This window comes from Clostridium luticellarii, from assembly GCF_002995845.1.
Classification (GTDB): Bacteria; Bacillota; Clostridia; order Clostridiales; family Clostridiaceae; genus Clostridium_B; species Clostridium_B luticellarii.
In genome coordinates this window covers 20,083-34,920 of sequence record NZ_PVXP01000018.1, presented here as the reverse complement: position 1 = coordinate 34,920, position 14,838 = coordinate 20,083, and the positions used below count along the sequence as shown (strand labels likewise).

The window sequence follows — 14,838 nt, the reverse complement described above, 5'->3', positions numbered from 1 at the left end:
AATTTTTTCTCTTGAAACCAGGAATTGCTTGATGAAATTTGGCAAAACTATTTTAGTGGAGAGCTACAAAGGTACACAACCGTGTATGATTGTACAGTATAGGTGTGTTCCTTTGCTGTACATATTTTTTATTCCAGGCTTGTTGCTGATGAGTCTCCGGCTTTGTAAAGTGGAGAATAAGTAAATGGTACCCAACGGCTAAGTTCTTCTATAAGGTTCAGGTTGAGAGAAGCAGTTTCTGTTGATAGACTTTATCTGAATTTAAAATCACTCGATAATAAAAGATTAGGGAGGAGTATTATGGCAATTATTGTTCAAAAGTATGGAGGAAGTTCCGTAGGAACTCCAGAGAAGATAAAGAATGTGGCAAAGTCAGTGGTAAATAAAGTTAAGTCCGGCAATAAGTTAGTAGTTGTAGTATCTGCAATGGGAGACACTACAGATAATCTTATAGCATTGGCAAAAAAGATTACAGACAATCCGGACAAGAGAGAACTTGACGCACTTTTGTCCACTGGTGAAATGAAATCCTGTGCCCTTCTTGCCATGGCAATTAAGGCATTGGGATATGATGCTGTAAGTTATACGGCTTATCAAATTAGGATAAAAACCAGTGGACAGTATGGAAAGTCTCTTATAGATGACATAGACGAGGATAAGATAAAGAAAGCTTTAGACAAGGGTAAAGTTGTAATTGCGGCTGGATTTCAGGGTATAAATCATGAAGGTGATGTAACGACTCTGGGAAGAGGGGGATCGGATACTACAGCAGTTGCCATAGCAGTGAAATTAAATGGGACCTGCGAGATCTATACAGATGTAGATGGAATATACAGTGTGGATCCTAGAGAATATAAAGATGCAAAAAAACTGGATGAGATAGATTATGAAGAAATGCTTGAGCTTTCAAGCTTAGGCGCTCAGGTTATGCATTCTAGATCTATAGAGCTTGCACAAAAATATAATATACCCGTATATGTAGGATTAAGTAACAGTGATATAAGAGGAACAATTATCAGGGAGGTAGATGATATGAATTTAGAAAGTAAACCAGTGACAGGATTGGCTACTAGTGATGAAGATGTGGCAATTACAGTTAGAAATATTGATAATGATATAAATATTATTTCCAATTTATTTGAGAAAGTAGCTGATAAGAAAATAAATGTGGACATGATAAGCCAGACTGCACCTATAGATAACAAGGTAAATGTATCTTTCACCATACCTAAAGATGATTTGAAGGAATGCCTGGATATCTTAAAATCCTATTCCAATAATGAAGTAAAAATTGACATAGATGAGGATATAACCAAATTTTCCATAGTCGGTATAGGAATGAAAACCACATCGGGAGTGGTGGCTAAAATGTTTAAACTGTTCAGGGAAAATGACATAGCTGTAAAGATGATAACTACATCTGAAATAAGAATTACCTGTGCTATAAATCAGAAGGACAAAATCAAAACAATAAATGTCATAGCCAGGGAATTCAACCTATAATGGTTATGGGAAAACTTTTAGGAGGAAACCAGTATGAGGTTGTTCGGAAACATGAAGGTTAAAGATGATGTTTTATATATTGGAGGGGTGAGTGCAGAGGATCTGGCAAAGAAATTTAAAACTCCTCTTTATGTGGTAGATGAAAATTTAGTAAGGGATAAATGTAAAAGATATTATAGAGCTTTTGAAGGAGATAAAAATAATAAGATAACCTATGCTGGAAAGGCATTTTTAAATTTGGCCATGTGCAATATAATAAACAGTGAAAAATTATATCTGGATGTGGTATCCGGTGGGGAACTTTATACTGCTTTTAAAAGTGGATTTCCCATGGAAAAAGTTTATTTTCATGGCAACAATAAAACACCGGAAGAAATTGAAATGGGAGTGAGGCTTGGAGTTGGAAGATTTGTAGTAGATAATCTTTGTGAAATGGAGAAAATAAATTCTGCAGCACAGGAAAGAAATAAAATTCAAAAGGTGCTGCTTAGAGTGACTCCAGGCATAGAAGCACATACCCATGATTATATAAAGACAGGTCAGGTGGATTCTAAATTTGGATTTACCATGTTGAATGGTGAAACCATGGATGTAATAAAAAAAGCCAGGAACATGTCTAATTTGAAATTCGTAGGTATTCACTGTCATATAGGTTCTGAAATATTTGAAATAAAACCCTACGAGGACGAAGTTGAAATCATGCTCGGCCTTGCAAAAAAGATTAAATATGAGATAGGTTATGAAATTGAGGAATTGAATCTTGGGGGAGGATTTGGAATATATTATGCTGAAGGAGATAAACCCAGATCCATAGAGGACTTTTGCAGTATCATACTCAAAAAGGCCAGAATGGAAGCTCAAAAATTAAATATAAAGCTCCCGTCTTTAATAATAGAACCTGGGAGATCCATAATAGGGAATGCGGGTACAACCCTTTATACCATAGGATCAATAAAGAATATTCCCGGCATAAGAAAATATGTATTTGTAGATGGTGGAATGTCAGACAATATAAGGCCTGCCCTTTACAAGGCCAGCTATGAATGTGCTGTAGCCAATAAGATTCAGGAAAGCGGTGAGGAAACTGTTACTGTAGGTGGAAAATGCTGTGAATCAGGAGATATCCTGATAAAGGATGTAAAGCTTCCAAAGGTTGAAACGGGGGATATTCTTGCGGTGTTTACTACAGGTGCTTACTGTTATTCCATGGCAAGTAATTATAATAAAATACCAATTCCAGCAGTGGTTTTGGTAAAAGATGGAGAAGCAAAACTAATCTCCAAGAGGCAGAGTTTTGATGAAATTATAGAAAATGAAATAATGATTTAATTTTGATCTATCCTTTCTGTGAATTAATATTTTATGCTTTATTGGAAACAATAAGTATTACGAAATTCTTTTTCACAGGAAAGGATGGATTTTTTTATGCTTTATATTATAAGTGTGGTTGTAGTTTTGCTGATGGTAATAATTTATAAAAACTTCAAGAAATGCAGTAGTGTAAATGACAATTTGGAAAATGATATATCTCTTTTTAATGCAGATAGAGAAGAATTAAAAGAATATGCCAGAAAAATAGCTATTGTTCCAGCAGCTGACAGCAAAAAAAGCTGTAGAAAAAAATTGATGACAAGTCTGGATAAGGGGTATAAAGCAATTTTAAGGGGATGTAATTTCTTTGATTACAAGATTAAAGAAAGAGCAGAGATAATACCTTGTGCTGAATGGCTTCTGGATAATTTATATCTGATAAAAAAAGAATACAAGGATATAAAGGCGGGCATGACTGAGGACTATTACAGATCTCTTCCGGTAATAGAGGAGGGTGCTATGAAAGGATACCCGAGAATATACTATATTGCCAAAGAGATGCTGGACCATACTTATGGAACTGTGGATGAAGATACAATAGAGGATTTTATAAATTCATATGAGGAAAATACCATATTGAAAAATTGTGAGCTATGGTTACTGCCTACAATGATAAGAATAGCTCTGATGCAGAACATAAGTAATATAATAGAAGAGATGATCTTCATGCAGAAAGAGAGAGACAGGGCTCAGATTACAGCGGAAAAAATCATAAATTCAGGAAAAAATGTAAGTGATACCATAGAGGCATTGAGGAGTCGAAAAATCAAATTTTCGTCTCATTTTACGGAAAAACTTATAAGAACGCTGAGGGACAATTTTATAGAAGACACTAGGATTTACAGATGGATAGATGAGGAACTGGACAAAAGGGACAGCAATGTGAAGAGAATGGTTAATATTGACCATCAGAAACAGGGGATATATCAGGTGTCAATGGAAAACTCCATAAATGGCATAAGGGAGATATGTGCCCTCAATTGGAAAGAAAATTTTCAGCGGCTGAGTTATGTGGAGCAGATCCTGCAGAAGGATCCTGCCGGAGTCTATGGAAGAATGGATTTTTATTCAAGAGATCACTACAGACATATAGTGGAAAAATTATCTAAAAAAATAGGTGTGCCTGAATCTTTTATAGCTAAAAAAGCGGTGGAATGTGCAGAAGAGGCTTCTACTTCTTTTGAAGATTATGAAAAACATGTAGGCTATTATTTAATGGATGCGGGTATATGCTGTTTGAAGAAAAAGATAAAGCACAGTGGTGAAGAATATAAAAAAGTTGATTTTGAAGTTACTAAGAGTATAACTGAAGATTTCTATATAGGAACTATAATATTCGGAACTGTTTTTTTAGATTCCCTGATATCCGGAGTGAATTTCTATACGGGTAATTTATCCCTGTGGCAGTATGTAATACAGTTCATTGTGTTTTTAATACCCAGCAGTGAAATATTTACATCTATATTTAATTGGAGTATAAACAGACTCTCTGAACCAAGATTCATACCCAAAATGGAATTCAAAGAGGGCATACCTGAAAAATTCAGCACTGCAGTTGTAATACCTGCTCTTACAAGCGATGAAGGCAGGATGAAGGAACTTATAAATGACATGGAAGTGTATTATCTGGCAAATGAAGAGAAAAATTTGTATTTTGTACTTCTTGAAGATTTCAAGGACAGTATCAAAGAGGAAGAAGATAAAGATAAAATTATAGTGGACACGGCACTGGATGAAATAGGAAAACTCAATGAAAAATATGGAGATAAGGAAAGGGATAAATTTTATTTTTTAAGCAGACGCAGAAGATACAATGAAAAGGAAAAAAAGTGGATGGGATGGGAGAGAAAACGCGGCAAGCTGATGGAATTCAACTCTCTCATAAGAGGAGATAGAACTACAAGCTTTGAGGTTATAAGTGGAGATATAAGCAGTTTATATAAGGTGAAATATGTAATAACCCTGGATGCGGATACCATACTTCCTAAAGATACAGCTAAATCTCTAGTAGGTGCCATGGTTCATCCACTTAATGCGGCTTATCTGGATGGTAAAAAGGTAACGAGGGGACATGGACTGATGCAGCCCAGGATAAGTGTAGGAGTGGTGAGTGCAAATAAAACCGTGTATTCCAAAATTTTCTCGGGACAGACAGGTATAGATCCATATACTACGGCTGTTTCCGATGTATATGAAGATCTATTTGATGAGGGAATATATACAGGCAAGGGAATTTATGATGTAGATGTTTTCAAAAGAGTACTGGAAGGTGAAATACCGGAAAATACAGTGTTGAGTCATGATCTATTGGAAGGTTCCTACGTGAGGGCCGCTCTTTTAACTGATGTGGAACTTATTGACGGATATCCCGCCTATTACAATTCCAGCTGTAAAAGGCTTCACAGATGGGTGAGGGGAGATTGGCAGCTGCTGCCCTGGATTTTCAAAAAAAATTCCCTTAATAAATTATCCCGGTGGAAGATATTCGACAATTTAAGAAGAAGTTCTGTGCAGCCTGCCATAATGGTACTCATCATAGCAGCTTTAACTTTATTTTATACCCCGGATAATTTACTGATCATAGCATTGATTTCATTATTATGCCCCATATTTTTTGATGTATCGGAAACTGTGGTATCTCCTTCAAAAGGAATAAGTCTCTCGGGTAAGATAGTGGGTTTCAGAAATGTAGTGGAACAGTTTTTCCTTATATTGAGTTTTCTGCCCCATCAGGCTTATTTAATGCTGGATGCCATAGTAAGGACAATTTACAGGGTGTTTGTAAGTAAAAAAAATCTGCTTCAGTGGCAGACTGCAGCCGATGCAGAGGCTGCTTCCGCAAAAACCTTTGTGGGGTATCTTAAGTCAATGTGGATCAGCAGTGCTGCTGGAATAATTATAGCTGTTCTGGCTTTTAGAAGAGGTATGGATACAGGTCTTTTTATACTGCCATCCTGTATAATCTGGTTTTTAGCCCCCTGGACAGCATTTAATGTGAGCAGGGAGCAAAAAAATAATGAAAAAGTGGAGATCAAATGTGAAGAAAAAGAACTGCTGAGGAGATTGACCAGGGAAACCTGGGCTTATTTTGAAGATTTTATACTTCCGGAAAACAATTGGCTTCCGCCGGACAATTATCAGGAAAATCCATACAAAGGTCTGGCCTATAGGACATCTCCCACCAACATGGCCATGGGTATCACCTCCAATATAGTAGCTTATGATTTGGGCTACATTGGAATAAGCCGGGTTCAATACAGACTTGAAAATATAATCTGTAGTATGGAATCAATGGAAAAGTACAAAGGTCATTTTTACAATTGGTATGATATAAAGTCAAAAACTCCTCTGGGATCAAGATTTGTATCTACAGTGGACAGTGGAAATCTTGTGGGGTATATGTGGCTTTCGGAAGAGGCGCTCAAAGAGTATATGGATTATCCCCTTATGAATAAAAATTTAGTCTCCGGTTTAAAAGATACCTTGAAGCTGGCAGAGAGAGAAGTAGAAGAAAAATTTAAAACCGGGAAAATATATGATGATTTCATAAAAGAGGAAAATATAACCGATATATTTTCGGCAAGAAATTTTTTGAAGCTGATTGCGGAAAAATGCAGGGAAATTGATAAAAATTATGGCGATTTATACTGGAATAAAAAAGTTGAATGTATGGCTTCTGATTTTTACAGGGAGATAGATGAATTTTTTCCCTGGAGTGGTTTTATAAATGATCAGGGGAAAGTAAATGGGTATAAACTCAAATTAAATGAGCTGACAAGTAAAATATCGCTTAAAAAATTACCTGATGAGATTGACAGATTGCTCCACGGTAATTTGAAGGAGAGCTGCGGGGATAATAAGGAATATGATAGATATACAGATGACTTGAGGGAGATGCTGGCAAATACCAGAGATCGGGTGAAAGATCTCATTGCAGGAATTGAACATACAAGATACCAGCTGGCAAAGCTCAGTGAAGATCATGATTTTACTATATTGTATAACAGAAAAAGTCAGTTGTTTGCCATCGGATATGATGTAGAAAATCATGCTGTGGGAAATAATTATTATGATTTGCTGGCATCTGAGGCCAGGCAGGCCAGTTTTGTGGCCATAGCCAAAGGTCAGGTGGAAAAATCCCATTGGTTTAACCTGGGCAGGGCCATGACTTATGCTGGAGGAGGCAGAGCTCTGGCATCCTGGTCAGGAACTATGTTTGAATATCTAATGCCGCTTATAATCATGAAGAGCTTTCCGGATACTCTGCTCAGCAGTACTTACAAGCATGTAGTTGAAGCACAAAAAGAGTATGGGCACAGAAAAAGTGTACCCTGGGGTATTTCGGAATCTGCATATTATGATTTTGATCTGAATTCAACATATCAGTACAAGGCATTTGGAGTTCCTGGTATTGGGCTTAAGAGAGGACTTGTTGATGAACTGGTGGTTGCACCATATGCTTCTGTAATGGCTCTTCAAGTTGATTTTAAAAGTGCTCTGGATAATATAAAATCTATTATTGAATTGAAGGCCGAGGGAAGATATGGCTTCTATGACGCTGTAGACTACACCAGCAGCAGACTTAAAAAAAACCAGAAAAATGCGTTGGTAAAGTGTTTTATGGTACATCACGAAGGAATGAGTTTTATGTCATTGGACAATGTCCTGATGAAAAATATACTTCAGAAAAGATTCCACAGTATATCCAGGATAAAGGCCGTGGAACTTTTGCTTCAGGAAAAGACACCCAGGAATATTGTCTATGACAAAAATGAAGATTTTAGAGAACCTGGAGTGAATTTTCAAGATGAAAATATAATTGTGAGAAAATATACTACAGCCAGAACGGATATACCGGAGGTAAACATAATTTCAAGTGAAAATTATTCTCTGATGACGACAAACAGCGGCAGTGGATACAGTAAAATTGAAGATATGATGCTTTATAGATATCGTGAAGATGTTGTTACAAATGACACGGGGATGTTCTTTTACATAAAGAACATAAATTCCAATGAATACTGGAGTGCTGCCTATGAGCCCTGCAAAGACAGTCCTGAAGAATATGAGGTTGTATTTTCTCCCCATAAATCCGAGTTTAAAAGGAAAGATGGAAATTTGAGAACCCGTACGGAAATTACCGTCTCCAGTGAGGACAGGGGAGAAATAAGAAAAATTTCAATTTCAAATATGAGTAATTCTGTGAGGGAAGTGGAGATAACCAGTTATATGGAAGTTACCATGTCTCCATATAATGCAGATTTAGTTCATCCTGCTTTCGGCAATTTATTCATACAGACCCAGTTTGTTGAAAAACCTGCCTGCGTTATTGCCAGCAGGAGATCCAGAAGTGCAGGTGAACAGAAAAAATGGGTTGTACAGACGATAGCTGTGGAAGGTGAACAAACAGGTTCTGTTCAGTATGAAACCAACAGAAATAATTTTATAGGCAGGAATAGAAGTCTCAAACATCCAAGGGCAATGGACAGTGATGTACAGCTTACGAAATCTACAGGTGCAGTAATTGATCCTATAATAAGTATGAGGGTTAGGGTAAGAATAGAACCTGGCAAGACGGGAAGAGTGGCCTACAGCACTCTTCAGGCGGATTCTGAAGAAAGTGCAGTTAAACTTGCTAACAAATACAGTGAAATGTGTAATATAAATAGGATATTTCAACTTTCATGGACTGAAACTCAATTGGAGATGAAGTACCTGGGAATAACATCAAATCAGATAAATGTATATCAAAGAATGGCTTCAAGAATATTATTTATGAGTGATTCATTTAAAAATAGACATGAGTATATTATGAATATAAGAAAAGGCCAATCTGCATTGTGGTCTTATGGAATTTCTGGAGATCTTCCCATAGTTCTTCTTATTGTGAGAAATGAAAACAATATGAGTCTTGTAAGGCAGCTTTTATGTGCTCATGAGTATTGGACTTTGAAGAATTTAGCAGTGGATTTGGTTCTGCTTGATATGGAAAATAGTGCCTATACTCAGCCTCTTCAGGATAAACTGCGGAATGCGGTAAATTCAAGTTTGTCTAGAATCAAGAGAAATAAAGGTGGGAAAGTATTTGTTTATAATAGAAGTACAGTTCAAGAAGAAGATATTGATCTTCTAAAAGCTGTATCCAGGTTCGTCATAGATGGAGAAAAAGGGGAGATATTTGAACAGTTTATGAGTAAGGAGGATTCGGTGGAAAATAAAATTTGGGAAGAATTTAAAATCTACGGCCATAACGGCAGGGCAGTTTCTTCTCATGGTTTTGAAATTCCCCCCCTTCGATATTTTAATGGTACAGGTGGATTTTCGAGAGATGGAAGGTCATATATAATAGTACTGAAAAATTATAATACTACCCCCGCTCCATGGATAAATGTAATTTCCAATGAGAAATTTGGATTTCATATTTCTGAAAGCGGTATATCCTATACATGGAATAAAAACAGCAGGGAAAACAAACTCACAACCTGGTCAAATGATCCTGTAGTGGACGGCGAAGCGGAGAATGTATATATAAAGGATGATGATACAGGCCATATCTGGAGTATATCTCCTGGACCTATAAGAGATTCAGGTCAGTATGTAATAGAGCATGGATTTGGATATTCTGTTTTTAAGCATGAAGCAGACAAAATAACAGGTGAGATGACTGTATTTGCAGATATGAAGAACAGTGTCAAGATATGCAGGATAAAACTGCGAAATATGGGTGATAGGAAAAGGAGAATATCAATGACATATTATGCAAAACTGGTCATGGGAGTTTGTCATGAGCAGACGGCACAATATGTATGCACGGGATTTGACGACACACAGAAATTTATATATGGCAGAAATGCCTACAATCAGCATTTTAAAGACGGCATATGCTATTTGAAAATACTGGGCGAAGGAGAGATGTCATATACGGGAGACAGAAAAGAGTTCATAGGCCGCCAGGGAAGTGTATGGGAGCCTAGGGGACTTGAAATTGAAAATCTTTCAAATACCGTGGGAGCCGGTTTTGATCCATGCCTGGCTGAGAAGGTGAAAATGGAACTTGATGAGAACTCTGAAAAAGAGATTGTAGTTCTTCTTGGGCAGGAAGACAATTTTGAGGAAATAGGCAGAATTATAAAAAAATACAGTGCTGCCGGAAGTGTTCAACAGGAGTTAAAGAACAGCCAAAAGTATTGGGAAGGTATTCTTGGAACCATACAGGTCAGTACGCCTGATGATTCCATAAATATAATGCTGAATGGATGGCTCATGTATCAGGTGATATCCTGCAGGTATTGGTCCAGAACTGCATTTTATCAATCCGGAGGAGCCTATGGTTTCAGGGATCAGCTTCAGGATGTAATGGCTGTCTCCTATGTACGGCCGGATATAACCAGAAAACACATACTTTATAGTGCATCCAGGCAGTACTTGGAGGGAGATGTTCAGCATTGGTGGCATCCTTATGTAGACAGCGGTATTAGAACAAGATTTTCCGATGACTTGCTTTGGATGCCTTATGTAGTGGAGGATTATATAAAAAATACAGGGGATTTCAGCGTATTGTGTGAAAGGGCATCTTATCTTCAAGATAGTGAGTTAAAAGCTGGAGAGGATGAAAGGTATAGTATATCTGGTGTATCTGACCAAAATGGAACTATCTACGAGCATTGTATAAAGGCTATTGAAAGAGCTTCTAGATTCGGACCTCATAATCTTCCGCTTATGGGCTCCGGAGACTGGAACGATGGGATGAATACCGTGGGCAATAAGGGTCAGGGAGAAAGTGTCTGGCTGGGATGGTTTTTATACAGTATACTGGATGGGTTTATTCCACTGTGTAAATTCATGAAGGACAGTGAAAATAGTGTAAAATATTCTAAGCTGAAGGAATTCATAAAAGACAATTTGGAGAAAAATGCCTGGGATGGAAGCTGGTATAGAAGAGCGTATTTCGATGATGGAACTCCCCTTGGGTCTGCTAAAAACGAGGAGTGTCAGATTGATTCGATATCTCAGTCCTGGGCAGTTATATCCGGAGCTGCAAAAAAATCCAGAGCTGAGGAGGCAGTATATGCCCTTTACAGAAATCTGGTTAAAAAGGATAGAGGAATTATACTTCTGCTTACTCCAGCTTTTGACAAATCATCTCTCGAGCCGGGATATATCAAAGGATATCTGCCCGGAGTTAGAGAGAATGGAGGACAGTATACCCATGCTGCAATATGGTCAATTATGGCTTTTGCCAAAATGGGGAGAAATGATAAGGCCTATGAGGTTTTTTCTATGCTCAATCCTATAAATCACACCAGAACTTATTTGAATTCTCAGGTTTATAAGGTGGAGCCCTATGTGGTAGCAGCAGATGTGTATGCAGTGGATCCACATGTGGGAAGAGGAGGATGGAGCTGGTATACAGGTGCGGCCGGATGGCTCTACAGAGCAGGTATAGAGACAATACTGGGCATGACTTTTAAAAGAGACAAAGGATTTACCATAGCTCCATCTGTGCCGAAAGAATGGAAAAATTACAATATAACATATACCAGAGGTAAATGTATCTATAACATAGAGGTTGCCAAAGATGGCGAAAAGGGAATATGGCTTGATGATAATAAAATTCATGACGAAATAATACCTTTTTTGGAATGCGGGCGGCATCAGGTTAAAGTTAATATATAAAAATATTAAAATTTTAGGAGGATTTTTCACTATAATGGAGAACTTATATTATATAATAATTATAAGGAGGAATTGGTTATGATAGAGGTTAAACAAGTTTACAAATGTGAAATATGCGGTAACATAGTAGAAGTTCTCTATAAAGGTGGTGGAACTTTAGTCTGTTGCGGTAAGCCTATGAAATTGATAGAGGAGAATACCGTAGATGCTGCTCTTGAGAAACATGTTCCTGTAATTGAGGAAATACCTGGAGGAGTAAAAGTTAAAGTTGGATCAGTTGAACATCCAATGCTTCCAGAACATTATATTCAGTGGATTGAAGTTCATACTGAAAATAAAATCTACAGAAAGTATTTGAAACCAGGTGAGAAACCTGAAGCAACATTCAAAGTGGATGAAAAAGTAATAGCTGCAAGAGAATATTGTAATTTGCATGGACTTTGGAAAAAATAATATTTGTTTTTTATTGTAGCCTTCCCATGAAACCTGGGAAGGCTTTTACAATTGATAAATTAATGTGGCAATTTTTGAATATTTATAGTAAAATATATAATAATATTGTAACATTGGAGGCAATAATTGTGGAAAATAGTAAAAAAGTTATATTTAGCGGAATTCAGCCCTCGGGGAATTTAACAATAGGAAATTATTTTGGAGCTTTAAAGAATTGGGTAAAACTTCAGGACAAATATGATTGCTATTTTTGCGTGGTGGATCTGCATGCCATAACTGTAAGACAGGAACCCAAGGATTTGAGGAGAAGAACTCTTGAAGTCCTGGCCATATATCTGGCGGCAGGTATAGATCCGGAGAAAAATACCATATTCATTCAGTCCCATGTACCTACCCATAGTGAAGCAGCTTGGCTTTTAAATTGCTTTACTTATGTGGGTGAACTTGAGAGAATGACCCAGTACAAGAGTAAATCAAAAAAATATGAGGATGGAAATGGCTCTGTAAGTGCCGGTCTTCTCAATTATCCTGTGCTTATGGCTGCAGATATATTACTTTACAATGCAGATCTTGTACCTGTAGGTAAGGATCAGACGCAGCACATTGAACTTACACGGGATATAGCTGAAAGATTTAATAATGCCTACAGCCCTACATTCACACTGCCAGAAGGATATATTCCGGAAGGGGGAGCGAAAATAATGGATCTGCAGGATCCTACAAAAAAAATGTCTAAATCCTCCAGTAATCCTAATAGTTATGTACTGATTATGGATTCTCCTGAAGTTATAAGAAGAAAGATAAATAGATGTGTTACAGATAGTGTAGGTGTGGTGAAATACACAGACAGTCAGCCCGGTGTAAAAAACCTAATAAATATACTGGGTGCAGTTACAGGGATGAGCTGTGAAGATATAGAAGCTAAATATGAGGGGAAAGGATATGCTGAATTTAAAAATGATGTGGCAGAAGCTTTGATAAAAGAGCTTTCTCCAATACAAGATAAGGTTAATGAATTGCTTCAAAATAAAAAGTATCTGGAGGAGATATATAAAAAGGGTGCAGAAAAAGCATACTATGTGTCAAGTAAAATTTTGAGGAAGATGCAGAAAAAGATAGGCTTTATACCTGTGTCGAGGTAAAATTCTAGATACCTAAAATAAGGGTGCAGTAAATTAGGGCAAGTTATATGCTATAGTATAGCAGTAATTTGCCCTTCCTATTATTCTGTTTTTCCTATATCTGATAGTTCCAGACCTTTGTTATGTTCCAGTGCCCAGCTGATGTTCCATTCACTTTGGAATATCAATATATCTCTTCCTTTTAAATCTTTTACTTTTTTTGTGTCACTGGTTAGAATCAGATTTTCCGGTGGAATTTTGGAATTTTCTATCCATCTTATGGCTCTGTAAGGCAAAACATCTATTTTTATATCTGTATTGTATTCATTTTTCATCCTGTATTGCAGAACTTCAAATTGAAGAAGTCCAACTACGCCGATGATGATCTCTTCAATGCCTATATTCAATTCTTTGAACACTTGAATGGCACCTTCCTGGGAAATCTCCGTTATTCCTTTTATAAACTGCTTCCTTTTCATGGTGTCTATGGTTTTAACTCTGGCGAAATGTTCCGGTGCGAAAACAGGGATACTTTCAAATCTGAATTTTTTGTCAGGAGAGCAGAGAGTGTCTCCTATACTGTAAATGCCTGGATCAAATACACCTATTATGTCTCCTGCATAGGCTTCTTCTACTATTTCTCTGTCCTGAGCCAAAAATTGCTGTGGCTGGGAGAGCTTCACTTTATTTTTCCCCTGCATGTGGAATACTTCCATTCCCTTTTTGAATTTTCCAGAACATATTCTCATAAATGCAATTCTATCTCTGTGGGCTGGATTCATATTGGCCTGTATTTTAAATACAAAGGCCGAGAATTTGGAATCGAAAGCATTTATTTCTCCAATGTCGGATTTTCTAGGAAGTGGTGGTGTGGTTAAATTTAAAAATTCTTTTAAAAAGGGTTCTACTCCAAAATTTGTGAGGGCACTTCCGAAGAACACAGGGGTGAGTAAGCCCTTTTTGACTTCCTCCATATTAAATTCATCTCCGGCTATATCTAAAAGTTCTATATCTTCCTGAAGTTTTTTGTGCAGAGGTTCTCCCAGCAGATCTTTAAATGCGGCATCTTCCACGGTACCCTCTATAGATGTCACTGCAGTCTGACCGTGATTTCCTCCATTGAAGGCTTCTATCAGATTTCTTTTTCTGTCATATACACCTTTGAAATCTTTTCCTGACCCTATAGGCCAATTGATGGGATAGGATTTTATACCCAGCACATTTTCTATATCTTCCATAAGATCAAAGGGATCTTTACTTTCCCTATCCATTTTATTTATAAATGTAAATATGGGAATTCCCCTTAAGCTGCATACATTAAATAATTTTTTCGTCTGGGCTTCCACTCCCTTTGCAGCATCGATGACCATTACAGCGCTGTCTGCTGCCATCAAAGTTCTATATGTATCTTCACTGAAATCCTGATGCCCGGGTGTGTCCAGTATGTTTATACAATAATTGTTATAATTGAACTGCATTACTGATGAGGTTACGGAAATACCCCTTTGTTTTTCTATTTCCATCCAATCCGATACTGCATGTTTTGAAGCTTTTCTGGCTTTAACTGAACCTGCAAGCCTTATAGCTCCTCCATATAGCAGCAGCTTTTCAGTAAGGGTTGTTTTACCTGCATCTGGATGAGATATTATTGCAAAAGTTCTTCTTTTTTCTATCTCTTTTATTAAGTCTGCCAATACCTTTTCTCTCCTATTCT

At 37.1% G+C, this 14,838-nt stretch carries 6 protein-coding genes; 5 read left to right on the top strand and 1 reads right to left on the bottom strand.

What is annotated here, in order from left to right:
* The first annotated feature begins 300 nt into the window (after positions 1-300).
* The 5 genes from CLLU_RS08210 (at position 301) to trpS (ending at position 13,145) form a co-directional block, all read left to right on the top strand.
* Positions 301-1,503, top strand: a complete 1,203-nt coding sequence (locus tag CLLU_RS08210) for an aspartate kinase (protein ID WP_106009257.1) — start codon at positions 301-303, stop codon at positions 1,501-1,503.
* Between the two features lie 33 nt (positions 1,504-1,536).
* Positions 1,537-2,832, top strand: coding sequence for a diaminopimelate decarboxylase (gene lysA / locus CLLU_RS08205; RefSeq protein ID WP_106009256.1), 1,296 nt, complete (start codon positions 1,537-1,539; stop codon positions 2,830-2,832).
* A gap of 96 nt (positions 2,833-2,928) precedes the next feature.
* Positions 2,929-11,550, top strand: coding sequence for a glycoside hydrolase family 94 protein (locus tag CLLU_RS08200; protein ID WP_106009255.1), 8,622 nt, complete (start codon positions 2,929-2,931; stop codon positions 11,548-11,550).
* A 78-nt stretch (positions 11,551-11,628) separates the two neighbouring features.
* Positions 11,629-12,003, top strand: coding sequence for a desulfoferrodoxin (locus tag CLLU_RS08195; RefSeq protein WP_106009254.1), 375 nt, complete (start codon positions 11,629-11,631; stop codon positions 12,001-12,003).
* 128 nt (positions 12,004-12,131) lie between these two features.
* The gene (gene trpS / locus CLLU_RS08190) at positions 12,132-13,145 is read left to right on the top strand and encodes a tryptophan--tRNA ligase (RefSeq protein WP_106009275.1); all 1,014 of its coding nucleotides are present in this window, start codon (positions 12,132-12,134) and stop codon (positions 13,143-13,145) included.
* Positions 13,146-13,225: 80 nt separating this feature from the next.
* Here trpS and CLLU_RS08185 read toward each other — a convergent pair whose 3' ends face one another.
* Positions 13,226-14,818 carry a peptide chain release factor 3 gene (locus CLLU_RS08185; protein ID WP_106009253.1) on the bottom strand — a complete coding sequence of 531 codons (1,593 nt, stop codon included), beginning with the start codon at positions 14,816-14,818 and terminating at the stop codon, positions 13,226-13,228.
* Positions 14,819-14,838 lie beyond the last annotated feature (20 nt).